This window comes from Halorussus marinus, from assembly GCF_004765795.1.
Lineage (GTDB): Archaea > Halobacteriota > Halobacteria > Halobacteriales > Haladaptataceae > Halorussus > Halorussus marinus.
Window position 1 is genome coordinate 720,969 of record NZ_SBIV01000001.1, and the last position, 24,115, is coordinate 745,083.

General features: G+C 69.9%; 23 protein-coding genes. 8 read left to right on the top strand and 15 right to left on the bottom strand.

Annotation, left to right across the window (positions count from 1 at the left end):
• The first annotated feature begins 37 nt into the window (after positions 1-37).
• A complete protein-coding gene (locus EPY72_RS03700) occupies positions 38-457 on the top strand; it encodes a DUF7552 domain-containing protein (protein WP_135805603.1) in 420 nt (139 codons plus the stop codon).
• Here EPY72_RS03700 and EPY72_RS03705 read toward each other — a convergent pair.
• The 3 genes from EPY72_RS03705 to EPY72_RS03715 are packed head-to-tail and all read right to left on the bottom strand — an operon-like array spanning position 454 to position 5,357.
• Positions 454-1,470 (bottom strand): DUF7544 domain-containing protein, encoded by a 1,017-nt coding sequence (locus tag EPY72_RS03705; RefSeq protein ID WP_135805604.1) that lies wholly within the window; start codon positions 1,468-1,470, stop codon positions 454-456. The genes EPY72_RS03700 and EPY72_RS03705 overlap by 4 nt on opposite strands.
• Before the next feature lie 57 nt (positions 1,471-1,527).
• Positions 1,528-2,298 (bottom strand): TrmB family transcriptional regulator, encoded by a 771-nt coding sequence (locus EPY72_RS03710; RefSeq protein WP_134670373.1) that lies wholly within the window; start codon positions 2,296-2,298, stop codon positions 1,528-1,530.
• The gene (locus EPY72_RS03715) at positions 2,298-5,357 is read right to left on the bottom strand and encodes an MMPL family transporter (protein ID WP_244605515.1); all 3,060 of its coding nucleotides are present in this window, start codon (positions 5,355-5,357) and stop codon (positions 2,298-2,300) included. The genes EPY72_RS03710 and EPY72_RS03715 overlap by 1 nt, the downstream gene beginning before the upstream one ends.
• 197 nt (positions 5,358-5,554) lie before the next feature.
• Here EPY72_RS03715 and EPY72_RS03720 point away from each other — a divergent pair, with 197 nt between their 5' ends.
• The gene (locus tag EPY72_RS03720; protein ID WP_135805605.1) at positions 5,555-6,631 is read left to right on the top strand and encodes a CNNM domain-containing protein; all 1,077 of its coding nucleotides are present in this window, start codon (positions 5,555-5,557) and stop codon (positions 6,629-6,631) included.
• 42 nt (positions 6,632-6,673) lie between these two features.
• Here EPY72_RS03720 and EPY72_RS03725 read toward each other — a convergent pair whose 3' ends face one another.
• The 4 genes from EPY72_RS03725 to EPY72_RS03740 all read right to left on the bottom strand — a co-directional run bounded on the left by EPY72_RS03725 (position 6,674) and on the right by EPY72_RS03740 (position 8,705).
• Positions 6,674-7,468 (bottom strand): rhodanese-like domain-containing protein, encoded by a 795-nt coding sequence (locus EPY72_RS03725; RefSeq protein ID WP_134670369.1) that lies wholly within the window; start codon positions 7,466-7,468, stop codon positions 6,674-6,676.
• Between the two features lie 76 nt (positions 7,469-7,544).
• The gene (locus EPY72_RS03730; RefSeq protein ID WP_135805606.1) at positions 7,545-8,072 is read right to left on the bottom strand and encodes a DUF7504 family protein; all 528 of its coding nucleotides are present in this window, start codon (positions 8,070-8,072) and stop codon (positions 7,545-7,547) included.
• Positions 8,059-8,424, bottom strand: coding sequence for a hypothetical protein (locus EPY72_RS03735; protein WP_135805607.1), 366 nt, complete (start codon positions 8,422-8,424; stop codon positions 8,059-8,061). Before EPY72_RS03735 ends, EPY72_RS03730 begins: the two co-directional genes overlap by 14 nt.
• Positions 8,421-8,705, bottom strand: coding sequence for a hypothetical protein (locus tag EPY72_RS03740; protein ID WP_135805608.1), 285 nt, complete (start codon positions 8,703-8,705; stop codon positions 8,421-8,423). The genes EPY72_RS03735 and EPY72_RS03740 overlap by 4 nt, the downstream gene beginning before the upstream one ends.
• 114 nt (positions 8,706-8,819) lie before the next feature.
• On the opposite strand from EPY72_RS03740, the gene EPY72_RS03745 reads away from it, so the two are divergent.
• On the top strand, positions 8,820-10,646 hold the full coding sequence (locus EPY72_RS03745; RefSeq protein WP_135805609.1) for a S9 family peptidase: 1,827 nt from the start codon (positions 8,820-8,822) through the stop codon (positions 10,644-10,646).
• An 8-nt stretch (positions 10,647-10,654) separates the two neighbouring features.
• On the opposite strand, the gene EPY72_RS03750 is transcribed toward EPY72_RS03745, so the two are convergent.
• On the bottom strand, positions 10,655-10,927 hold the full coding sequence (locus tag EPY72_RS03750) for a hypothetical protein (protein ID WP_134670361.1): 273 nt from the start codon (positions 10,925-10,927) through the stop codon (positions 10,655-10,657).
• A gap of 61 nt (positions 10,928-10,988) precedes the next feature.
• Positions 10,989-11,447, bottom strand: coding sequence for a CBS domain-containing protein (locus tag EPY72_RS03755; RefSeq protein ID WP_135805610.1), 459 nt, complete (start codon positions 11,445-11,447; stop codon positions 10,989-10,991).
• Between the two features lie 182 nt (positions 11,448-11,629).
• Here EPY72_RS03755 and EPY72_RS03760 point away from each other — a divergent pair, with 182 nt between their 5' ends.
• Complete coding sequence (locus EPY72_RS03760) at positions 11,630-13,012, top strand: PAS domain S-box protein (RefSeq protein ID WP_135805611.1); 1,383 nt, start codon at positions 11,630-11,632, stop codon at positions 13,010-13,012.
• Between the two features lies 1 nt (position 13,013).
• Here EPY72_RS03760 and EPY72_RS03765 read toward each other — a convergent pair whose 3' ends face one another.
• The 4 genes from EPY72_RS03765 to EPY72_RS03780 all read right to left on the bottom strand — a co-directional run bounded on the left by EPY72_RS03765 (position 13,014) and on the right by EPY72_RS03780 (position 17,784).
• Complete coding sequence (locus EPY72_RS03765; protein WP_135805612.1) at positions 13,014-14,507, bottom strand: ATP-binding protein; 1,494 nt, start codon at positions 14,505-14,507, stop codon at positions 13,014-13,016.
• 66 nt (positions 14,508-14,573) lie between these two features.
• Positions 14,574-15,812: an MFS transporter gene (locus EPY72_RS03770; protein ID WP_134670353.1), complete on the bottom strand. Its 1,239-nt coding sequence runs from the start codon at positions 15,810-15,812 to the stop codon at positions 14,574-14,576.
• Positions 15,813-15,951: 139 nt separating this feature from the next.
• Positions 15,952-17,262, bottom strand: a complete 1,311-nt coding sequence (gene dinB / locus EPY72_RS03775) for a DNA polymerase IV (RefSeq protein ID WP_135805613.1) — start codon at positions 17,260-17,262, stop codon at positions 15,952-15,954.
• A 114-nt stretch (positions 17,263-17,376) separates the two neighbouring features.
• Positions 17,377-17,784 (bottom strand): hypothetical protein, encoded by a 408-nt coding sequence (locus EPY72_RS03780; RefSeq protein ID WP_134670349.1) that lies wholly within the window; start codon positions 17,782-17,784, stop codon positions 17,377-17,379.
• Positions 17,785-17,971: 187 nt separating this feature from the next.
• Here EPY72_RS03780 and EPY72_RS03785 point away from each other — a divergent pair, with 187 nt between their 5' ends.
• Complete coding sequence (locus EPY72_RS03785; RefSeq protein WP_135805614.1) at positions 17,972-19,606, top strand: SufS family cysteine desulfurase; 1,635 nt, start codon at positions 17,972-17,974, stop codon at positions 19,604-19,606.
• A 3-nt stretch (positions 19,607-19,609) separates the two neighbouring features.
• Here EPY72_RS03785 and EPY72_RS03790 read toward each other — a convergent pair whose 3' ends face one another.
• Complete coding sequence (locus EPY72_RS03790; RefSeq protein WP_134670345.1) at positions 19,610-19,825, bottom strand: DUF8149 family protein; 216 nt, start codon at positions 19,823-19,825, stop codon at positions 19,610-19,612.
• A 183-nt stretch (positions 19,826-20,008) separates the two neighbouring features.
• On the opposite strand from EPY72_RS03790, the gene EPY72_RS03795 reads away from it, so the two are divergent.
• Positions 20,009-20,278: a DUF7571 family protein gene (locus EPY72_RS03795; protein ID WP_134670343.1), complete on the top strand. Its 270-nt coding sequence runs from the start codon at positions 20,009-20,011 to the stop codon at positions 20,276-20,278.
• A 54-nt stretch (positions 20,279-20,332) separates the two neighbouring features.
• Here EPY72_RS03795 and EPY72_RS03800 read toward each other — a convergent pair whose 3' ends face one another.
• Positions 20,333-22,666: a DEAD/DEAH box helicase gene (locus EPY72_RS03800; protein WP_135805615.1), complete on the bottom strand. Its 2,334-nt coding sequence runs from the start codon at positions 22,664-22,666 to the stop codon at positions 20,333-20,335.
• Positions 22,667-22,770: 104 nt separating this feature from the next.
• Between EPY72_RS03800 and EPY72_RS03805 the strand changes: the two genes are divergently transcribed.
• Both EPY72_RS03805 and EPY72_RS03810 read left to right on the top strand, forming a co-directional pair.
• Positions 22,771-23,727, top strand: coding sequence for an AAA family ATPase (locus EPY72_RS03805; RefSeq protein ID WP_134670339.1), 957 nt, complete (start codon positions 22,771-22,773; stop codon positions 23,725-23,727).
• Between the two features lie 84 nt (positions 23,728-23,811).
• Positions 23,812-24,105, top strand: coding sequence for an Htur_1727 family rSAM-partnered candidate RiPP (locus EPY72_RS03810; protein WP_134670337.1), 294 nt, complete (start codon positions 23,812-23,814; stop codon positions 24,103-24,105).
• Positions 24,106-24,115 lie beyond the last annotated feature (10 nt).

Genomic DNA, 24,115 nt, shown 5'->3' on the forward strand with positions numbered 1-24,115 from the left:
GAAACCGCTTACCCGCTGGTGTGTCGGGTTCGGAGCGATGGCCGACCGCCTCGAAACCCTCCACCGCCGAATCGACGCCCTGACCGACCCCGACGGCGAGTACGCCGTCGTCTGCCCGCTGTCGGGCAAGCGACCGGTGCCGGTCCGGGACGCGTCGTTCGGGACCCCGGACGACGCCGAGGCCGCCGCCGACCTCGTGATCGACTACCGCGAACTGCTCCGGTCGGTCGACCCGCATCTGGAGCACGTTCCGATCGTGGCGGGCGAGGTCGGCGCCGACCCGCTGGCGCTGGCCGACTCCGATCGGGGTTCGGCTCGGTCGCGCACCGTCGTCCTGTCGGGCGAGGGCGACGGCGAGTGGCTCGCCGTCGACGGCGCGCCGGTGGTCGAGGTCCGACGGGACGGCGAACCGCTCGACGACGCCAGCGTCTCGCGCCAGCTCCGGTCGGGGCTCTAGAGCCGATCGGAGTCGCGGATCTCCCGGCGTAGCTCCGGGATCAGATCGAGCGCCGGGTCGGTGTCGCCGAGGACGAACAGCGCGTGGTACCGGACGAACGACTGAACCGGGGCGACGACGATCGCCATCACGGCCCCCATCGCGAGCAAAAACGCCGAGACGACCGCGACGACGACCGCGAGCGCGACCGGGTTCGACGCCAGAACCGCGAGATCGAGCGCGGGCCGGACGAACCACGCGACGAGCGCGACCGGCGCCAGCAGGATCGCGCCCACCGCGCTCCCGACGACCGACGCGACGATCCCCGCCCCGATCCCGAGGACGATCCGGACCGCGGCGTAGACGCCGTACTGCTTCCACTCGCCGGTCAGCGTCGACCAGAACCGCCGCCACCCCGCGAGCACGCCGTCGTTCCGGTGGATCATCACCGGGACGACGAAGTGGGTGGTGAACACGTCGATCGCGGCGGCGGCCGCGCCCAGCGCCACGACGAACGGAATCGACAGCGCGAGCAGGCCGAGCGACACCCGCGGCTCGCCCCCGACCGCCGACAGCACGGCCAGAACGAGGCCGACGAACGGCACCGCCGCGAGCATCCCGAGGACGACCCGGAAGCCGAACAGCCGGAGCCCCCGGCCCAAGTGGCGGCCGACGTACTCCCGAATCCGGACCCGGCGGCGCCGAAGCGACTCCACGAAGACGAACTCCATCACCGAGCCGACGAACGCGTACAGCGCCGCGAGGACGAGACCGATCGCAAGGATCGCGAGGGCCGCCGTCAGGATCGTCTCCGAGGAGTACGGCACCTGGAGGCCCGCGCCGAGCTGGCCCGGCGCGGTCACCGTCGTCCCGCCCGACGAGCCGCTGGCGGTCGCCGACGGCCCGGAGCCGGCGCCGGCGATGAAAAACGCCACGAACGCGAGCGCGAGCCACTGGCGGGCGTCGACCGGGAGAAACAACGCCTTCGTCGCGTCGAGCGCGTCGTCGACCGCCTCGACCGCGTGCCACGTCATGGGACGGGGTACGAAGCCGACCGAGAAAACTGTCGGGGTTGACAGATAGATTCGGGCTCAGACGCCGCCGATTTCGCCGAGCCCGCTGTCGATGAGTTGGATGAGCACCGCCGCGATGCCCGTCCGCGACGACCAGATCGCCGTCTCCTCGTCGAGTTCCAGATCGTCGCGCTCGTCGCGGACGCTCAAAAGCACCGTCGCGCCGTCGACGACCACCACCCGATCGACCGGCCCGTCGTCGTGGGGGTGGTCGGCCGGGAAGTGGTAGACCGAGACGTCGGTGTCTCCGAACCGGTCTTCGAGGGCGTCGGCGCCGACCGCGTTCACCGCCACGCCGTCGGCCGCCCGCTCGACGAGCAGGTCGGCGACGGCGTCCTCGAGCGGGCCGGCGTCGGCGCCGACCGCGAACAGGATCCGGTCCTCGGCGTCGTCGAGCAGTTGGGCGATCCGGCCGTTGATGCTCGCCCGGCCGTGGACCGTCCAGATGTCCTCGCGGCGCTCGCCGGTGTCCCCGCGCTCCTGGCGGGCGGTTTCGAGGTAGTCGAACGCCTGCTCTTGGGTGCGCTCGAACTCGCCGCGGAGGTGGGCGCGCGCGGCGTCGAGGCTCACCGGCCGGTACTGGATCGGCTTGGACTGTTGGACCTCGACGAGCCCCCGGTCCTGGAGGGACTCGGCGGCGCCGTACACCTGCGACCGGGGCACGTCGGTGACCCGGTGGACGTCACGGGCGGTCCCGGTGCCGAGCCGCTGGAGCGCCGCGAACACCTTCGCCTCGTAGTTCGACAGCCCCAGCCGTTCGAGGGCCTCGATGGCGTCTGCTTCCTCCATCAGTCGTCGTCGACACCCCCGTTGGCGACCGCCGCGGTCGGGCCCGACGATTCGGAGAGGTCAGGCCCGAGGTAGCGCGCCCACAGCGTCAGCAGGCTCGGCAGTACGAAGACGCTGGCGAGGAACGCGTAGATGATGGTGAGCCCGGTGATGATGCCGAACTGCTGGAGCGCGGGCAGGATGGCGAAGTACAGCACGCCGAACCCGCCGACCGTGGTCGCCGCGCTCCCCAGCAGCGCGCCGCCGGTGCCGGTGACGCTCTTGTGCAGCGCCGCGTCGACCGATCCCCGGCGCTCGAGTTCGACGTTGAACCGCTCGCTGAGGTGGATGCTGTAGGCGACGCCCAGCCCGACCGTGAGGCTGGTGATCATCCCCGTCAGGACGTTGAACGGCATCCCGAGCAGGTACATCGACCCGAGGATCCACGAGACGCTGAACGCGACCGGGAGCAGGGTGACCGCCCCGAGCACGGCGCTCCCGTGGGCCAGCCGGTAGGCGATCATCAGGAACGCGAACACCGCGACCAGCGTGATGAGCAGGCTCTCGATCACCGTATCGAGGAGCTCTTGCTGGACGATTTCGAACGTGATCGGCTGGCCGGTGGCGGTCGCGGTCAGGCCGTCGCCGTCGATCTCCTCGGCCACGGCCCGCATCTGGTCGGTGACGTCGGCCGACGACGCTCCGCCTTTCACGGAGACGACCATCCGGACCGCGCGGTACTCGCCGTCCTCGCGGTGAATCACGCCTTCCGCCTCGTCGGGCGCGACCGCGAACAGTTCGTCGAAGACGCCCTCGACGTTCCTGTCTGGCACGCCGTCGCCGTCGGTGTCGGCGGCCGCGAGCGTCGCGTTGAACGTCTCGTTCCGGGCGGCGACGCTGTCGATCACCGACGCCGGACTCCGGATCCGGGCCTCGTCGTTCGAGAGGACGACCGCGACGTCGGTCTCGGCCGCCCGGTCGTTGGCCCGCTGGAGCCGATCGAGCGCCTGTGGCGTCGCCACGTCGCCCTCGACCAGAATCTGGGCCTCGGAGTCCTCGCGGATGAAGTTCTCGTTGACGTATTCGAGGTTGGCCTTCGCGGTGTACTCGCCCGGCCGGAACGGCTCGGGGAGGTTGTCCATCCAGCCGGGCGGGTCCTCGGCGAGGAAGTCCTCCTGGCTGAAGCTGGTGTCGACCTGCGTCGCGCCGTACGCGCCGCCGGCCGAGAGCACGAGCGTGATCGCGAGCACGACGATCGGAGCCTTGCGCGCGGCGACCGCCCCGCCCGAGAGGAGCGAGCCGAGCGCGCCGCCGCCGGTGCCGAACGCCCGCTTGCGCCGGTCGAACCCGCGCGATTCGAGGAAGCCGTCGATCTCGACCTTGAGCGCGGGCACGAGCCCGCCGAAGATGATCATCGCGGCGACGATGCCGACCGAACTCACCACGCCGAAGTCCTGGATCGGCGGGAGCGGGCTCACGAGGTTCGACAGGAAGCCGATGACCGTGGTCGCGGTCACCCACACGAGCGCGACGCCGACGCTGGCGAGCGCGACCCGCATCGACCCGCGAACGCCGCCGTCGACGTCCGTGTCACCGAGGCTCCCCTGCTCGGCGCGCTCCTCGCGGTGGCGCATGAAGACGTGGATCGCGTAGTCGATCGACAGCCCGATGAGCAACACCGGGACCGCGATGAAGATCTGGTTGAACGTGATCTCCATCCAGCCCATGAAGCCGAACGTCCAGACCAGCACCACCAGGATGCCGAACACCCCGAGCGCGATGTCGAGGAGATCGCGGTACGCGACCAGCAGGGTCAGGACCACGAACAGCAGGGCCATCGGACCGACGATCGCGATGCTGTCGGCCATCGACTGGTCGGTCTCCTCGCTGATGATGCCCGACCCGAACACGAGCACGTCGTAGTCGGTCGAGGACGCGACGATCTGCTCGATGGCGTTCTGGGAGTCGACGATGCGGTCGCTCGCCATTCCCTGAACCGTCTGGCTCTCCTGGCTCTGGAACACCAACAGCATCGTGGCGTTGGCCTCGCCGCTGTCGGGATCGTAGGAGGTCGGCATGAACGAGAACGCCTGTCCGCCCGAGCCGTCGTCGCTCTGGCCCAGCACCGCCGAGACCGACTCGTCGATCTCCGAGTCGTTCATCGACCGGAGCTGTTCGAGCTGTTCGTCGAGGGTCGGCTGGGAACCGTTCTGGAGCTGTTCGCGCTGGTCGGCCAGCCGCTCGCCCCTGTCGCCGAGTTCGGCGAACTCCTCGCGGAGGACGCCGGGCAGGCCCCGTTCGTACACCTGCTCGAAGCCGTCTTCGACGGCGCCGGCGCGTTCGCGGTACGTCGATTCGTCGATCTCGTCGCGCTGATAGGTGGCGTTGAGCTGATCGAGCTGGGTCTGGAGGGTCCGGACCTGCGCGATCTGGCGGTCGAAGCGCGCCGACTGGGTGTCGGTCAGCGTCTCGTCAGCCCGACCGCGGATCGCGGCCAACTGCTCGTCGAGTCGGGCCGCACGCTGGCGGTACGTCGAGTCGTTCAGTTCGCCCTGCGCCCGCGAGCGGTTCAGCCGGTCGTACTCGCGCTGGACCTCGCGGGTCTCGTTGAGCAGATTCCCGAGGCTCTCGACGGTGGCGTTGAGCCGGGCCTGCTCGCGCTGAATCTCGGCTCCCTCGCGCCTGATCTCGGCCGCCCGCTCGCGCTGGATCGCGACCGTCGCGACGATGTTCGCGACGCCGGTCGTCCGGGTCCCGTTCGCCAGCGTCCGGTTGACCGTCCGGTTGGCCCGGAGCGACTGTTGGAGTTCGAGCGATTCGGTCAGCGCGTCCTTCGAGAGGACGTCGTCCCCGCGGAGGATGAGCTGGACCGTCGTGGTGTTGTCCTGCCCCGACGAGAAGTTCGCGTCGATGTACTCGAGCTTCTCGGCGGCGGTGCTGTCGCTCTGGAACTGATCGAGCGACGAGGACTGTTCGACCATCGGCGCGCCCGTCCCGACGAGCACCGTCGCGACGAGCAACACCGCGATGACCGCGCGGCTGTGCTCGGTGACCGCCGAGAAGAGGTCACGTCCGTTCAAAGCGTCTCCCTCCGTATCGCTGTTTGTAGGATCATACTATCAGTGATGTTGTTAGTAGCATACTAACAGTACGACCATAAATCACGCGGATCGGGACCGTCGGCCCGACCCGACGTTTCGACCCGTCAAAAGCCCGTTAGATCGCACGTCGGATCTTTCATCAGATCTTTGAAGCTCGAGCGTCCTACACGCCGGTGATGAACACCCTCGAGATCGGAGCCCGACTGATCGCGGGCGTGGGTCTCATCCTGGCGAACGGCTTTTTCGTCGCGATCGAGTTCGCCCTGACCCGCGCCCGGCAGTTCACCGAAGCCGAGTTCGTCGATCAGACCCCCGCGCTGGAGCGCGCCTGGGAGATGACCCAGAACCTCGAAATCTATCTGACGACGTGTCAGGTTGGTATCACGGCGTCGAGCATCGCGGTCGGCATCGTCGCCGAGCCCGCGCTGGCGGCTATCTTCGAGCCGCTGTTCGAAAACACCGTTCTGGCCACCGTCGGGTCCGGCGCGATACTCGCGTTCCTCCTCATCAACCTCGTCCACCTGACCCACGGCGAGCAGACCCCGACGTACCTCGGCGTCGAGCGCTCCCGGCTGGTGTGTCGGTACGGCGCGACCCCGCTGTACTGGTTCAACCGTCTCATCTCGCCGCTCATCACCCTCGGCGACGGGGTCGCGAAGTGGACGCTCCGGCTGTTCGACATCGAGATGACCGGCGCGTGGCTCGAGACCGAGACGGACGCGATCGAGTCGCGGGCCGACCTCCGCAACCGGCTCGGATCGGTGCTCGAACGCGGCGACCTCCCCGCCGAGCGCCGCGACGAGGTGATGAACGCGCTCCGAATCGGCGAGCAGTCGGTCCGGGAGGTGATGGTCCGGCCCGAGGAGATCGTCGCGCTCTCGACCGCGGACGACTCCGCGGAGAACTTCCGGCGGCTCGAAGAACATCCCCACACCCGGTACCCGCTCGTCGGCGAGGCGGTGACCGACTTTCTGGGCGTCGTCTACTCGCCGGTGTTGCTCAGGCACCGCGACGAACTCGCGACCGGCGAGATCGACTTCGCCGAACTGGCGGCCCCGCCGATGACGCTCTCGCCCGACGCGGACGTCAGCGACGCCATCGACCAGTTCCAGACCGAGAGTCAGGAGCTGGCGCTCGTGATCGAGGACGGCGAGGTGGTCGGGCTGGTCACCGTGACCGACCTGCTGGAGTCGGTGACCGGCGATATCGAGGACCCGATCGACCAAGAACAGTTCGACGCGGCCGAGCGCTGAGTCGGCACCCGCTCGGGTGGTCCGGCACCCGCCGACCGCGAGCTACCCCTCGATCGTTCCCGACGAGAGCTCCGCCAGCGTCCCCTCGACGGTGTACTCGGGGGTCTCGATCCGGATCGGCGAGTCGGCGGCCACGTCGTAGAACCCGAGGTGGAGCTCGTAGCTGCCGTCGGGCGCGATATCGGTCGACTCCATCTGGCCGGTCGGGTCGTGGTGGCCCCACGCGACGCCGCCCGCCGCCGCGGGCGAGACCTCGCCGGCGACGACCCAGCGGTCGGGCATCCGCGTCGTGTCGCTGCCCGCCATGGGGTAGTCGCGGTCGTTCCACTCCCGGAACCCCTCGTCGATGACGTAGACGTTCTCGTAGCCGTCCTCGATGAGCTGGGCCGCCCGCATCGACGAGAGGTGGTGGGGACACCCGCAGTAACAGACGATGCGGTCGTCGGTCGGCCAATCGCCGACCGGGTCGTCCTCGCTTCGACGACTCTCGGCCGCGGGGCTCAGGACCGCCCCGTAGACGTGGGCGTTCCCGTAGGCGGTCTCGCTCCGGGCGTCGGCGAACCGCGCGTTCCCGGTGGCGTACCAGTAGTAGGTGTCTTCGATCGGCGCGAGCGGCACCGCGGTGCCCTCGACGTCGGTGGTCTCGTAGGCGTCGGTGTCGATCGACCGCTCGTCGGGCGTCGAGTCGAACGCCGGCGGGTAGCCGTCGTCGGGATCGTCGTCCGACGGGAGGTCGTCGCCGTGCTTCGGTCCGCTCGGACTGTCGGCGCCGCTCAGACACCCCGCGATCGAAGACAGGGTGGCCGCGCTGGCCGCGAGAAACGTGCGACGGTGCATCTGTAACCGGAGGTTGGGCACCCCGAGCCATTAACGTTCCCGACTCCGCGGCCCCGGACCGAGCCATCGCCGGCGGCTACTCTGCGTCGACGGCGGCGTCGAACAGGCCCCGAAACCGCGCCTCCGTCTCGTCGGTGATCGCCTGCCGGACCACGAAGTACGCGCCGCAGGCGTCCCGATCGCGGACGATCGGCACGACGGAGTCGAGCAGGCGGTACACCGCGTCCTCGCGCCCGTACATCAACAGGACGTTGAGGCTGTCGAACACCACCCAGCCGCCCCGCGAGACGTATTCGAGCGCCCGCGACAGCCGCATGCTGATGCCGGTGAGGTCGCTCGGTCCGACCGGGTCGGTCGTCCAGAGCCGACCGTCGTACTCGGAGGGCGACCCGGTGATCGGGATCACGCCGACCGCGCTCGGATCCCGGCCCCGCCGCTCGACCAGCGACTCGATCTTCCGGGGCGAGGCGGTCGCCGACACCACCAGCAGGTTCTCGAACGCGCCGTCCGGGAGCGTCGCGAGCGGCGGCTCCATCGAGGGGCTCGCGACCAGCGCCTGCTCGCCCGGGTCGAGCGAGAACCGCCCGGAGTCACTCCTCGGCACGCTCGAATCCCCCCGTCGGCTCGTCGGGCGCCGACGCGCCGAGGTCGTCCGAGACGTCGGCCACTCGCCCGGCGTCGTCGAACCGGACGAACGGTCGGGCGAACGTCCACGTCGCGGCCGCGAGCGAGAGCGCTCCGGCGAGGTCCAGCGCGGCCGAGACCACGCCGAACTCGAAGACGCTGAACGCGACGTGCGAGGCGGTAGTCGCGACGAGCGCGGCGGTCAGAAGTGCCAGTCCGCCGGTGTGGGCCACGTAGCGCCCGTAGGCCACCAGCGGGTACGCGAGAAGCAGGCTCGCGATCACCAGCACGGCCGTCTGGGCGGCGACCCCGACCGTCACGAGGTCGCTCACAGTTTCCTCCGTCCGGTGAGCAACACGAGCAGGCGTGTGGCCGCGACCAGCACGCCGCCCGTCGCGACGGTGGACATGACGAGGACGTACGCCGGCGAAACGGACGCGTCGAGCGCCCAGATCAGGTCCAGTCCGACGGCCGCGACCACGACCACCGGAATCGGCCTGAGCACCTCGCCGAACGGGGCGCCGCGAAAGCCTCGTGCCGCCACCAGCGAGAGCGGGAACGACGCCGCGAGGACGAGCACCGTCGCCACCGACAGGAGGTGTTCGATCGCCATTCGTGCGTGGGTTTCCAGTACGGTCCCAAATAACCCGGGGAAGGCGCGTACGGCCCCGCCGGTCGCGCTTCCGGGACCCTCACGTTCAACTGTCGGCACCCCGAATCCGCCGCCATGAGCCCCGACGCCCGACGCTACTTCGCCGCGCGCGAGACGGTCGGCCCCTCGCTCGCGCCCGACGGTCGGCTGGCGTTTCTCGCCGACACCACCGGAACCGCACAGGTCTGGACGCTCGACGAGCCCGGAAAGTGGCCCCGCCAGCGCACCGTCTACGACGAGCGCGTCTCGTTCGCCGCGTGGTCGCCCGGCGGCGACGCCCTCGCGTTCGGGAAGGACGCGGGCGCCGACGAGCACGACCAGCTGTTCGTGCTCGACCCCGCCGACGAGTCGGTCGAGCGGCTGACCGACCGCCCCGACGCCATCCACCTGTGGGGCGCCTGGAGCCCCGACGGCGACCGACTCGCCTTCGCGGCCAACCGCCGGGCGGGCTCGCGCTTCGACGTGTACGCGATGGAGCCCGACGCCGACGAGCCGACGCTCGTCCGGGAGGCCGACGAGTCGGGGATCCGGTCGGTCGAGGGGTGGAGCCCGTCCGGAGACCGCCTGCTGGTGAGCCGGGCCCGCGCCAGTTCCGACGGCGACCTCTACGCGGTCGCGGTCGACTCCGGGGAGCGTCGCCACCTCACGCCCCACGACGGGCGGGTCCGGTACCACCAGCCGACGTTCGGGCCCGACGGCGACGCGGTCTACTGCCTGAGCGACGCGAACGCCGACACCCGAGAGCTGGTCCGGATCGACCTCGAAACGCAGGCGACCGAGACCGTGGTCTCGGGCGGCGAGTGGAGCCTCGACGGCTTCGCGCTCGACGCCGGCTCGGGCCGGCTCGCGGCGTCTTGGAACGTCGACGGCTACGGGGAGCTTCGGGTGGGCGAGCTGACCGGCCCGACCGACGCCGACCTCGAAGCGGTCGACGTTCCCGACGGCGTGGTCCACGAAGTCGCGATGGGACCGGCCGGCGACCGCGTCGCCGCAACCGTCTCGGCGCCGGCGCTGAACCACTCGGTGTTCGTGGTCGACGCGACGGCCACCGACGCCGATGGCGACGCGCGGCCGGTCGAGCGCTGGACTCGGCCGTCGCCGGGCGGCGTGTCGCTCGATCGCTACCAGTCGCCGGAACTGCTCCGATACGAGACGTTCGACGGCCGCGAGATCCCCGCGTACTTCACGCTCCCCGAGGGCGACCCCGACGGCGCGGGCGGCGCGCCGGTCGTTGTCGACATCCACGGTGGCCCCCACCACCAGCGTCGGCCGTGGTTCCGGCCGATCCGCCAGTACCTCCTCGACTCGGGGTACGCCGTCTTCGAGCCCAACGTCCGGGGGTCGTCGGGGTACGGCGCCGAGTACGCCGCGCTCGACGACGTCGAAAACCGGATGGACTCGGTGCGCGACGTCGCCGAGGCCGTTGGGTGGCTCCGGGACCATCCGGAGATCGACGGCGAGCGGATCGTCGCGTACGGACGGTCGTACGGCGGGTTCATGGTGCTTTCGGCGATCACCGAGTACCCCGACCTCTGGGCGGCCGCGGTCGACTTCGTCGGGATCGCCGACTGGGAGACCTTCCTCGAAAACACCGGCGACTGGCGCCGCTCGCACCGCGAGGCCGAGTACGGCTCGCTCGAGGACGACCGCGAGTTCCTCCGGTCGATCAGCCCGATCCACTCGGTCGAGGCGATCGAGTGTCCGCTTTTCGTCCAGCACGGCGAGAACGACCCCCGCGTCCCCGTCGGCGAGGCCCGCCAGATCGCCGCGGAGGTGCGCGAGCAGGGCGTCCCGGTCGAGACGCTGCTCTTCGACGACGAGGGCCACCACACCACGAAGCTCCAGAACCGCGTCGAACTGTTCGAGCGCATCGGGGCGTTTCTCGACGAGCACGTCGCGTAACCGGGGGCTCACTCGGCGACGACGAGCCAGTGGTCGTCGTCCCGGCGCTCCAGAACCGCCGGCTCGCCCATTCGGACGACGTACCCCGTGACGGTGCGTTCGATCTCGTGGTCGGCCCGCACGCCCACGAGGTTCCCGAGGAGCCGGGCCGACGGCGGCTTTTGGGCCGCGCCGCAGTCGTAGATCGTGAGGAGGTCGGTCTCGCGCTCGTCGTACACCACGATGTAGGCGTGTCGGGGGAGCCGCCACCCGTCCTCGCCGACCGGCACCAGCGTGTTCACGCCGGTAGTAGTTTCGCCGCGCGTAAAAACCCACAACCGGCCCGCCGGGCCGCTTCGGACCTCACTCGGCGTTCGCTTCGAGCGACTCCGAGCCCTCGCCGTCGTTCATCATCTCGGCGTCCTCTCGGACTCCCCGGACGTCGTCGAAAAGCTCCTGATGGTGGGCCGCGATGTCGGTCGTCGTCAAGATCCCTTTCAGTTCGTCGCCGTCGGTCACCGGGAGGTGTTTGGTCGCGTTGTCCTTCATCAGCGCGACCGCCTGTCCGACGCTCGCGTCGGAATCGACCGTCACGACGGGGTGGCTCACGACGTTCTCCAGCGGTATCTTTTCGAACGGTTGGCTGGACGCGACGCCGGCGTACAGGACGTCGGACTTGGTGGCGATCCCGACGGGCTTGCCCTCCTGAGTCACGATGACGCTACCGACGCTGTGGCGGAGCATCCGGGCGGCCGCCTGCTGGATCGTGGCGTCGCTCTCGACGGTGACGACCGCCTCGGACATCAGGTCTCGAACGATCATGTGTGGGGGTCCGCACCGAGGTGTTAAAAATCCTCTCGGTACTCCTGTCGGCCGAGAGCGGGACGCAGGCGTCGATTGCTGACACGATTCGTCTCTCCGGGTGGCTCCGAACCGAGCCCACTCACGGACTTGGGAAGAACTATACGGCGGGAATCTGTCCACTCGGCTAGGACGGATTCACCGTGGTTCCAGACCTCGCAACCGACGGACGACTCGCAGCGTACTTTCACGCCGCGCCCGACGCGATCGTGATCGTGGACGGCGACGGCGAGATAGTCCGTGCGAACGAACGCGTCGAAGACGTGTTCGGGTACGACCGCCGCGAGCTGGAGGGCGAACCGGTCGAGCGACTCATGCCCGCCGAGTTCCGGAGCCGCCACGCCGAGGCGCGTCGCGCGTACTTCGAGAATCCCGAGCGGCGGGCGATGGGCGCCGGGCTGACCCTTCGAGGCCGGCGTCGCGACGGCTCGACGTTTCCGGTCGACATCAGCCTCAGTCCGATGACCGACGGCGGGGAGATGAGGGTGATGGCGGTCATCCGCGACATCACCGAACGCACCCGGCTCCAGCGCAAGTACCGCACGCTGCTGGAAGCCGCGCCCGACGCCGCGTTCGTCGTCGATGCCGACACCGACGAGATCACCGAAGTGAACCAGCAGGCGACGGCGCTCGTGGACGCTCCCGAAGAGAAACTGATCGGACAGGATCGCTTGGCGCTGTTTCCGGAGGCCCACCGCGATCAGTGCGCAGAGCTGTTCGACCGGGAGTTCGAGTCCGGGGACGCGGTCTTCAGCCGATTGCCCGACGGCTCGCCCCTCCGGATCGAGACGACCGAGGGCGACCGAGTCCCCGTCGAGATAAGCGCCCGAACCGCCGACCTCGACGACCGGCGGGTCGTCATCGCGATGGTCCGGGACATCTCGAAGCGTCGGGCCTCCGAACGGGACCTGAAACGCCAGCTCGAACGGTTCAAGAAGATCTCCGAGATCCTCTCGCACGACCTCCGGAACCCCCTGAACGTGGCGGAGGGCCACGTCGAGTTCGCGTGCGAACACGAGGACGTCTCGTACCTCGAAGCGGTCTCGGACGCCCACGAACGGATGGAGCGGCTCATCGACGACACGCTGTCGATCATCCGCGAGGGGTACGGCGCCGAGTCGATCGAGTCGATCGAACTCGCGTCGGTGGCGACCGAGTGCTGGGAACACGTCGCGACCGCCGACGCGACGCTCCGGATCGAGTCGGACCGCTCGATCCGGGCAGATCCGCGACGGATCAGCCACGTCTTCGAGAACCTCTTTCGCAACGCCGTCGAACACGGCGGTAGCGAGGTCTCGATCCGGGTCGGGGCGCTCGCCGACGGGTTCTACGTCGAGGACGACGGGCCGGGAGTCCCGCCGGAAGAGCGAGACGACGTGTTCGATCCCGGCTTTACGACCACCGACGACGGCACCGGACTCGGACTCGACATCGTCGCCGAGATCGCCGACGCCCACGGCTGGGCGATCGACGTCGTCGACGGCCGCGACGGCGGCGCACGCTTCGAGATCACCGGCGTCGAGTGACTCACTCGACGTCCGGCAGTTCGGCCGCGACCTCCGAGAGCGCCTCCTTCCTGCTGTCGTCGTCCATCTCGCCGTCGGTCAGCGCCGCGAGCAGCGACGGGAGCGAGGCGACGTACTCCCCGCCGCCCGCGTGCTGGACGAACCCGCGCTGGCGGAGCCGGCGATTGTGGTTGTACGCGATCTCGCGGTCGTCGGCGCCGCCGGCCGCGACGTGGGCCTCGACCGGCGTCCCCGGACCCTCCCGGAGGTAGTGGGCCAACATTCCGCGCTCGACCGGTTCGAGGGCGTCTAGCTCCTCCCGGATCGCATCGAGGGGGTCGCGGTCGCCGTCAGCGTCGTCGCCGCCGTCGGCGTCGGCCGGCGGGTCGTCGGATTCTGCGGACTCGTAACTGCCGAGCGCGGCCTGCTGGCCGCCGTCGGCGCCGACGTAGGGGTTCGCGCGCCGGTTCCGGGAGGTGTCGAGCATCGCCTTCGCGAACTGGTCGGCGACCGCCTCCATCTCGCGGGCCTCCTCTAGCTGTCGTTCGAGGTCCTCGATCCGGTCGTCTCTCTCTGCGACCTCCATCCGGAGGCGTTCGATCTCGTCTTCGCGCTGGCTCTCGGCCTCGCTGATCTCCCGGAGGTCGCTGACGAGGTCGTCGCTCACCGACTTGAGGTCCGGGCGCTCGAAGTCCTCCAGCCCGGGGGTCGCGCCGGCGTCGAACGTCTGCTTGCGGTGGAACTGAACCCGGCGGGTCTCCTCGGACCAGTCGGTGGTGAGAAACGCCTCGCCGTCGTCCATGTCCTCTATGGCGTCGGCGTAGTCGCTTCCGAGGATGCGCCCGACGACTTTCGTGTCGTTGTTCCAGGTGAGCCGGTGCCAGACGAGCCAGTCACACTGGGTGATGAAGTCTTTTTTCACGTCGGCGGGGCGCTGGCTGATGCCCGCGACCCCGAGGCCGTGTTTGCGCCCGCGCTTGCCGATCTTGATGAGCATCCTGCCACACTCGTCCATCCCGCCGCCCTCGGGGATGTACTCGTGGACCTCCTCGACCACGAGCAAGAACGGCTTTTTGAGCTTCTTCTCCTTGGCGAACAGCTGGCGCGCGACAGCGGTCAGCAGGTCCTTGGCGTCGCTCTCGTTCAGATACCCCGACACGTCGAGGATGATGGGGACGTTGTCCTCGAGCGCGAGGGTGGCGAGCCGTTCGGCGTGCTCGGCGTCGACCTGAATGTCACACTCCTCGTCAGCGCCGGCGTGGAGCAGTTCGTACTCCTCTTTGAGCCCGTAGTACTCGCCGTCGACGTCCACGATCATCACCGGATAGCCGCCGTCGAGGAGCTTCTCGACGACGACGCTCGCGGTGTTCGACTTCCCGGAACCGGACTTGCCCGTGATGAACGCCCGACCGGTCAGCACCTCGACGACCGGGAGCTCGACCGGGTCGCCCGGCGTGCCGGCGTCTCCGCCGACGCCCTCGCTCACGTCCGCGACCGCCATGCGTTCCTGCGACATCTCTCGGTCGTGACCTGACGCCCGGACCCTATAACTGTCCGGGCTCGGGGCGCGGTCGGTCGGCGGTTAGGCACTCGGGTCCGAGCGCACCGACAACAGTCCGCCGAAGACGGTCGCGACCGCGGCGAACCCACATAGCACCACGAAGAGCACGGTGGGGTCGAACAGTTCGAGCACGAACCCCGCGATCCCCGCCCCGGCGGCGCCGATGCCGAACACGCCGAGGTAGGTGTACCCGTACGACAGCCCGCGAGTCCCCGCGGGCGTGTACTGGGCGACCGCCGCCTGATACAGCGGCTGGACGACAAACAGCGCGAACCCGAGCGCGGCGCTCGCCGCCAGCAGTGTAATCAGCCCGGCGTTGAGCGCGGGGATGTACAGGAGCGCGATGACAGCCAGCGCGGCGAACGCCCCGGTGATCCCGCGCTCGACGCGGATGCGGTCGGTGAGCATCCCGCCGACGTACTGGCCGCCGATCCCGATCATCAGCAGGCCCGAGTAGACGTACCGGGAGGGTTCGATCTCCCGGCCCCCGAGTTCGACGGGATCGAACAGCGACTGGTTCGCGAGCATCTCCGGCAGGAACGTGAGGACGCCGCGGTAGTAGAGCCCAGAGCACATCACGACGACGAACACGAGGACGAACGCGCCCGAGAACAGCGTCTTCGAGTCGCCGACGAACTCCGCGAGCGACGAGACGCCGCCGTCGGCTCGGGCGTCGCCCCCGTCGGTGGCGGAGGCGTCGACGCCCGCGGTCTCGTCGAACTCGACGGTCAGCGCGAACACCACCGCGATCGCCGCCGGCACGGCCAGCAGGCCGACCACGAGCCGCCAGTCGAAAAACAGCAACAGCACCGCGGTCGTCAGCGGGCCGAGCGCGATGCCGAGGTTCCCGGCCATCCCGTGGTAGGCGAACGCCGACCCCTGCTGGGAGACGCCCTTGCTGATGAGCGACAGCCCCGAGGGGTGATAGACGCTCGCGGCGATCCCCCAGAGCACGAGCGCCGCGGCGATCACCGGCACGCTCGGCGCGAGGCTCAACAGGACGAACGACCCGCCCATCCCGACCAGACACGCGATGATGAGCCGGCGCGAGCCGTAGGCGTCGGCGAGCAAGCCGCCGGGTAGCGCGCCGAGTCCGAACAGCGCGTAGCCGGCCGAGACGACCAGCCCCATCGTCCCCGGGTTCACCTCGAACAGGTCGAGCCAGATGGTCACGAGGATCGGGATCGACAGCTCGTAGGTGTGGACCATCCCGTGGGCGACCATCACCAGCCCGACGATCGAGCGGTCGTTGCGGTTCATCGACGCACGCCTCCGACCGGATCCGTCGCTCCGCGTTCGCCTGTACGTCGAGCGACCGTGTCACGACTCGTCCGATTCACGCTTTGTCACACCGGAGTCTTGTCGTCGTCGCTCTTGAGTCTGGCCGTTCCGGCAGGCGTCAGAAGTCCGCCAGCGACGATTGACCCGCTGGATCGGCGTCGGTTTCCGCGTCGGTGGGTCCGTTCGAGTCGTCGTCGAGCTCTGGGGGATCCGACGCATCGAAGGAGTCGGCAACGCCGGTGCGCTCGGCGTCGCCGTCCGGCGCGCTCTGGCCGTCCCACCCGCCGAGACTCGTCTGCTCGCCCGCGGCGAACGAGAGGTTCGAGACCCGGACGCCGACCTTCCGAACCGACTCGTCGTCGAACTCCCCGAGCAGTTCCACCGCGACCTCCTCGACCAGCTCCGGGTCGTCGACCGGGCCGGGAAGCGATGTCGCGCGCGTGTTCACGTCGAACGGCGGGGTCACCGCCTTGATGGCGATGGTCCGGTAGAGCGCGCCTTTCCGCCGGGCGCGGTCGGCGACGGCCTCCGCGAGCGTCCGGACGCGCTCGCGCTTGCGGTCGGGGTCGTCGGTCGCCTCGGTGAACGCCGACTCCCGCGAGAGGCTCTTCGGTCGGCCCCGCGGGGTGACCTCCCGGTCGTCTTCGCCGCGCGCCCGCCGGTACAGCTCCGCGCCGCGCTCGCCGAACCGGGCTTCGAGCGCGTCGGGGTCCGCGCCCGCGAGGTCCCCCGCGGTCTCGATTCCCAGCTCCCGGAGCTCGCGGGCCGTGACCGGGCCGACGCCGTGAATCTCGCCCGCGTCGAGGGGCGCGAGAAACGACCGGACCTCCCCGGGCTCGACGACCACGAGCCCGTCGGGCTTGTCGTGGTCGCTCGCGATCTTGGCGGCCGACATGTTGGGCGCGACCCCCACGCTCGCGGTGACGCCGACCTCGCGGTCGATGCGGTTCTTGACGTGGCGCGCGAACCCCTCGGCGACCGTCCACGCGGTCCGGTCGGTCACGTCGAGGTACGCCTCGTCGATGCTGACCTCGCGGACCACGTCCGCCGAGTCGTGGAGGATCTCTTTGACCTCCTCGCCGACCGACTCGTAGTAGTCGATGTCCACCGGTCGGTAGTGGCCCGTCGCCGCCGGGTCGAGGTCGGGATCGGTCTCGGCCGCCGCCCGCCGCGGAAGTCGGTCAAGGGCCTCGCCGATGGCCTGTGCGCTCTCGACGCCGTACTCGCGGGCCTCGTAGCTTGCGGTCGCGACCGCGCCGTGGCTCTCGCCGGGGTCGTAGCCCATCCCGACGACGACCGGTTCGCCCCGGAGTTCGGGCTCCCGGCGGCGCTCGCACGCCGCGTAGAAGCAGTCCATGTCGACGTGGAGGACGATGGCGTCGCGCCCGTCGCCGTCGGGCGTCCCGGGCAGTCGCGACCCGCCGGTCATGTGCGGGAGTAGGCGGCCGCGACCGGATAAATGGACCGCTCGCCGGTGTCGTGGCCGCCCGTCCGGGCGACGGGCGTGTCGGGTCGGGTCCGGTCGGGTCGCCGCCGAGGGCGTTCACGCGAGGTCGCCGTCCCGCAGGAGGTCGGCGACGACGTGGACGTACAGCACGACTGCGGTGAAGCGGGCGTAGACCGGGTCGTAGAGCGCGATCGCGCCGACGAGCGCCCCGCCGACGAGCGCGTGGCTCAGCAGTCGGTGGGTCTCTAACGTGGTCGTGTCGACGCCGTCGAACACCCGCTCTTGCTGGGTGAACGCGAACGCCGGATCGCCGACGCACCGCCGGAGGTGCGACCAGTCACCGGCGTGGTACCGCGCGATGAGAAAGTGATCGAGGTCGACGAAGACGCTGAGTCCGACCCCGTAGACGAAGAGTCCGACCGCCTCTACCGTTCCGAGCGGGAGCGCGACGGACAGCGCGCCGGCGGTGAGAGCGCCGAGGACCGCGTGTTCGGGCGACTTCATCTCGCCGACGTTCGGAGTCCTTCCAGTTAGTTCGCCGGGGTTCGGTTCGGAGCGCCCACAGCGTCGGCGAGTGGCGGCGACTGGCGGCCCGACAGCGATCGGTCCACCGGGTGTGACCGTTCAACAAACGCCACGGAGCCCGGAAAACATCGGTCAAATTTATGAGAGTTTGCGATCAGTCGGAGGTATGGAACGTGACGTGTCGTCAGTCCGGGACGACTTTCCGGTGCTGGATCGACGGGTGGACGACGAGCCGCTGACGTACCTCGACAACGCGGCGACGACCCAGACGCCCCGCGAGGTGTACGAGGTCTACGAGGAGTTTTACGCCGGCTACAACGCGAACGTCCACCGCGGGATCCACGCGCTGAGCCACGAGGCCTCGGTGGCCTACGAGGCGGCCCACGACCGACTCGCCGAGTTCGTGGGCGCGAGCGGCGGCCGCGAGGAGATGATATTCACGAAAAACACCACCGAAGCCATCAACCTCGTGGCCTACGGGCTCGGGCTGAACGAACTCGGCCCCGGCGACGAGGTGGTGCTGACCGAGATGGAGCACCACGCCTCGCTAGTGACATGGCAACAGGTCGCAAAGCGAACCGGCGCCGACGTCCGGTACATCCGCGTCGACGACGACGGCACCCTCGACATGGACCACGCCAAGGAGCTGATCGGCCCGGACACCGCGGTCGTCTCGGTGACCCACGTCTCGAACACGCTCGGGACGGTCAACCCCGTGGCGGCGCTCGCGGAGTTGGCCCACGACGCGGGCGCGTACATCCTCGTCGACGGCGCCCAGTCGGTGCCGACCCGGCCGGTCGACGTCGAGGCGATGGACGCCGACTTCCTCGCGTTCTCGGGCCACAAGATGGCCGGACCGACCGGCATCGGCGGTCTGTACGGCAAGCGCCACCTCCTCGAAGAGATGGAGCCGTTCCTCTACGGCGGCGAGATGATCCGCAACGTCACCTTCCACGAGTCGACCTGGAACGAGCTCCCGTGGAAGTTCGAGGCCGGGACCCCGCCCATCGCGGCGGGCATCGCGCTCGGAGCCGCCGCCGACTACCTCGACGACATCGGGATGGACGCGGTTCGGGACCACGAGAACGAACTCGCCCAGTACCTGCTCGAACGCCTCGACGCCCGCGACGACGTCGAGACCTACGGCCCGCCCGCGGGCGAGGAGCGGTCGGGGCTGGTCGCGTTCAACCTCGACGGCGTCCACGGTCACGACCTCTCGTCGCTCCTGAACGACCGCGGGATCGCCATCCGGGCGGGCGACCACTGCACCCAGCCGCTCCACGACAAGCTCGACGTGCCGGGGTCGGTCCGGGCCTCCTTCTACGTCTACAACACCACAGCGGAGATCGACCGGCTACTCGACGCCCTCGACGGCGCGCGCGACCGCCTCGAGGAGTATCTGGAAGACCGGTATCACGACCGCATCGCCGACCACTACCGGCGGCCACGGAACGCGGGCGGCCTCGAGGACGCCACGTTCACCAAACACTCCGCAGAGACTTCCTGTGGCGACGAGGGCGAGTTCCACGTCTCGGTCGGGTCCGACGGCACCATCGAGGAACTCAGCTTCGAGAGCGAGAGCTGTGCGGTCAGTACCGCGGTCGCCAGCCTCCTCACCGAGCACCTCGCCGGCGAGCCCGTCGAGACCGCCGCGACGCTCGACGGGACGGCGGTCGAACTTCTCGACGGACAGTTCCCCGATCTCCGGCGCGAGTGCGTGACCGGGCCCGAGCGGGTGATCCGGGAAGGCGCCCGCGAGCATCTCGACGCGAGCGCGGAGTCGGCGCCCGCCGACGACTGACCCCTACTCGTCTAACAACTGGAGGTCCTCGGCGACGAGGTCCGCCAGCGTGTCCGCGAGGTCGGGGTCGACCTCCGCGACCGGGTCGCCGCCGTGTCGACGGTCGTTGTGGCGCGCGAGCGTCGCTTCGAGCTCCGGAAGCGGGACCCGGCTGGTGGTCTCGCACTCCGAGCAGACGATCGGCACGTCGGGGACGTCCTCGTCGGTGTCACTCGCCATCGTGTGTGTGCTCGGTGCGCAGTACCAAAATCGGGTCGGTTCGAGCGCCGGGTCCGGTCGCTGGGTCGTCGGACCGACGCGCGGTGGCGAGCGTCCGGGCCTCCCCGGACTGTCGCCGTCGGCAAATTCCCACGACAGCGACAAGACTATGTGGTGTGGTCTCAAGGAACTACTCGTATCGCCATGCAACCGTGCCAGAACTGCCAGACGGTCATCGACGAGTACATCTTGGATAAACAACTCGAACCGCTGCGCGATCTCACGGTCGACGATTTCAACGTCTGTGCCGACTGCGCGACGGTCGTCGACGACGCCTGCGTGGCGTGTGGCGGCGCGGTCTACGTCCCCCGAAGCCACGCGACGGCCCCCGACTACTGTCCGGCGTGTCGGTCCGACCACATCGAGCGCACGGGACGCGACCCCGGCTGGAGCCTCGATACGCCCTCGAGCTGAGCGAGCCCGCCCCGACGGCTCGCCCCCGCTTTTTTCGAACACCCCGGGCCGGCGCTACGTGGCGTCCGGCTCGGTCAGCGCCCCCAACAGGTACTCGGCCCGCTCGGCGTCGAGCGGCTCGTTTGCGTTCCCGCAGTGGGGCGACTGGACGCAGGCCGGACACCCGCCGGTCGAGTCGCAGTCACAGCCGCCGATCATCTCGGCGGTGGTCGAAAGGAGCGACTCGACGGTCTCGTAGCCCTCCCGGACCAGTCCGACGCCGCCGGGGTAGCCGTCGTAGACGAAGATCGTGCTCTGGTCGGTGTGGGGGTGGCGGGGCGTCGACAGGCCGCCGATGTCGCCCCGATCGCAGAGGAGTTCGAGCGGGAACAGCGAGATCAGCCCGTGCTCGGCGGCGTGGATGGCGCCGGGGAAGTCCCCGCGCTCGCGCACCTCGGCCTCGACGTCGGCGGGGACGGTGAAGTACAGCGCCGTCGTGGACAGCGACAGCTCCGGGAGGTCGAGCGACTCGCGAGCCAGCGCGTCGCCGGTGGTCCCGTCCCGGCGCTCGAACCCGGTGATCTGCTTGCGCATCGTGACGTCCGCGAGTCGGACCGGGACGTCCTCGCGGGTCGAGAGGCGCTTCTCGCGGCGGTCGGCTTCGACGGTGATGGCCTTCTCGTGGAGGACCTTGGTGTAGTAGTCGGCCCACGTCGGCGTGAGTTCGGCGACGCCGGCGTCGAGGTCCAGTTCGACCACCTCGTAGGCCTGCCCCTGGTGGTAGTAGATCGCGCCGGGGTGGGCGTCGGTCAGCGCGTCGCCAAATGGTAGGGTCGCGACGGTCTCGCCGTTCCTGCGGTCGAGCAGGTTCACCTCGCGGTCGTCGATGGTCCGGAGGCTCGTCTCGTGTTGGGGACTGCCGCCGCCGTCGTACGTCCACCGGACTCCCTCGGCGGTGGTGCGGCGCTCGAGTTCGCCCGCGTCTTCGAGCCCCGCGACCAGATCCGAAAACTCCTCGCCGAAGAAGCGCTCGTCGGCGGGTTCGAGCCACGTCTCGCGAGCCGCCGAGCGGACGTGATCGGGCATCAGTTCGTCGTTCGCGGGGTTCACGACCGCGCGCTCGGGGTCGCCGTCGAACAGCTCGTCGGGATCGCTCATCAGGTACTGGTCGAGTTGGTCCTCGCCCGCGACCAGCCCCACCAGCGCGGGGTCCTCGCCCCGGCCGGCGCGGCCGGCCTGCTGGAACGCCGCCATCCGAGTGCCGGGGTAGCCGTCGAGCAGGACGGCGTCGAGCCCGCCGATGTCGACCCCGAGCTCCAAGGCGTTCGTGCTCCAGACGCCCGGAATCTCGCCGTCCCGGAGCCCGTCTTCGATCTCGCTTCGTCGGTCGCGATCCAGCGCGGCCTGATACGCGGTCACGTCGGGCGCGAGGTCCCCGCGACCGCGCTCGCGGAGTTCGTCGGCGCTCTCCATCGCGTACCGCTCGGCGGCCTGTCGCGCCCGGGTGAACGTCAGCGTCTGGTAGCCCTTCGAGACGAGGTCGGCGAACAGCCGCTTGGTCTCGGTGTGGCTCGACGTGCGGCGGCCGCTGGCTCCCGCCGCGGGGTTCTCGTACTCGGGCGGGTTCCACAATACCCAGTGGGTCGGGCCGGTCGCGCTCGCGTCCTCGTCGACGAGCCGGAACGATGATTCGGGCTCGCCGGTCACGCTCGCGGCGTGTTCGACCGGGTTGCCGATGGTGGCCGAACAGCAGACGAAATCGGGGTCCGAATCGTAGCGCTCACAGACCCGCCGGAGCCGGCGTACCACGAGCGAGACGTGGCTCCCGAACACCCCGCGGTACTCGTGGACCTCGTCGAGCACCACCGTTTCGAGGCCCTTGAAGAACCAGTCCCAGAGCCGGTAGGCGTGGGGCAACAGCGCGTAGTGGAGCATGTCCGGGGTCACGAGCAGGACGGTCGGCCGGCGGTCCCGGACCGCCTCTTTGTCCGTCCGGTCGAGCCGACCGGTGTATCGCTCGACCGAGACGCGGCTCCCGAACCCGAGGTCGCGCGCGAGCCCCGACAGCGTCTCGTGCTGGTCGTTGATGAGCGCGACCTGCGGGGCGACGTAGAGAGTCCGCCCGCCGTGATCCATCGCGCGCTCGAACGCGGGGACGGTGTAGGTCAGGCTCTTGCCGCTGGCGGTCGGCGTGGCGACGACGGCGTTCGCCCCGCCGCGGACCGCCTCGACCGCGGCGGCCTGATGGCGGTAGAGCGCCTCGATCCCGCGGTCGGCGAGCGCCGACTCCAGTCGCGATTCGAGCGCCACGTCGCGGGTCTCGCCCGCCCGTCCGGGTCGGGTGCGGTGGGCCGCGATCTGGCCGTCGTAGTAGGGGCGCTCGCGGAGCCACTCGATTGTCTCGTCCACGTCCGGGCGGTAGGGGCCGGTCGTCTAACGCCTTTCGCCCCGGAGCGACCGCGATCGCCCGAGGCGGGCCGAACCCTTTTAATCGGGCGCCGAGATGTCGGCGCATGGACCAACCGACCGCAACGAAGCGATGCGAGCGCGTCCTCGACGCGGTCGGCGACGCGGTCATCGCCGACCGGGAGTTCCTCGAAACCGTCCTCACCGGGATCCTCGCCCGGGGCCACGTCCTGCTGGAGGACGTGCCCGGCACGGGCAAGACCCTGACCGCCCGGAGCTTCGCCGACGCGCTCGGACTCTCGTTTTCGCGCATCCAGTTCACTCCCGACCTCCTCCCGGCCGACATCACCGGCTCGAACGTGTACAACGAGGGGACCGGCGACTTCGAGTTCTCGCCCGGCCCCGTCTTCGCGAACGTGGTACTGGCCGACGAGATCAACCGCGCGCCGCCCAAGACTCAGGCCGCGCTCCTCGAAGCCATGGGGGAAGGACAGGTCACCGTCGACGGCGACACCCACCGGCTCCCCGAGCCGTTCTTCGTGCTCGCGACCCAGAATCCGGTCGAACAGCAGGGCACCTTCGGCCTGCCGGAGGCCCAGCGCGACCGGTTCATCGTCAAGACCGAGATGGGCTACCCCGACTTCGACGGCGAGCGCGAACTCATCGACCGGCGGGCCGACCGGGTCGCGAAGGCCCCGAGCGTCGAGGCGGTCCTGCAGGGCCGGGAGGTCCCCGAGATCCAACGGGTGCTCGAAGGCATCCGGGTCGACGACAAGCTCCGGGACTACGTGGTCGCGCTCGGGCGGGCGACCCGAGAGGACGACCGGATCGACGTCGGCGTCTCGCCGCGCGGAGTCCAGCGGCTGTTCGAGGCCGCCCGCGCCGGCGCGGTCGTCAACGGCCGCGACTACGTGGTGCCCGACGACGTCAAGCGGGTCGCACGGCCGGCGCTCGCCCATCGGCTGGTGCTGACCGACGAGGCGGGCGTCCGGGGCGTCGACCGGGAGGCGGTCGTCGCTGACGTGCTCGATCGGGTCGACGTGCCCGCTGTCACGCCCACCTGAGCGGCGCGCCGAACGTCATCGGGGCGGCTCCCGCGGGCCGGGAACCGCCGCAACTCGTTTTTCGCCCCGTTCGAATCGCCGTCCATGGTCGAGAAAGCGAGACGCGCGAAGGTCGGACCCGCGCGTGCGGACCCGGACCGGACGTGGGAGGTGTTCGCCCGCGACGAGGCCGGCGACGACCCGCGGTACGTCGGGCGGGTTCGGGCGGGCGACGCCGACGCGGCCCACGCGGAGGCGAGTCGGCTGTTCTGCTGGTACGCCGCGGAGGTGTGGGTGGTTCCGTCGGCGGCGATCCGGACGTATGCGGTCGACGCCGCCGGCGAATCCGAGTCGGCGCTCCCGGAGACCGGCGACGAAGGCCGGACCCACGAGCTGTAAGTCCGCGCGA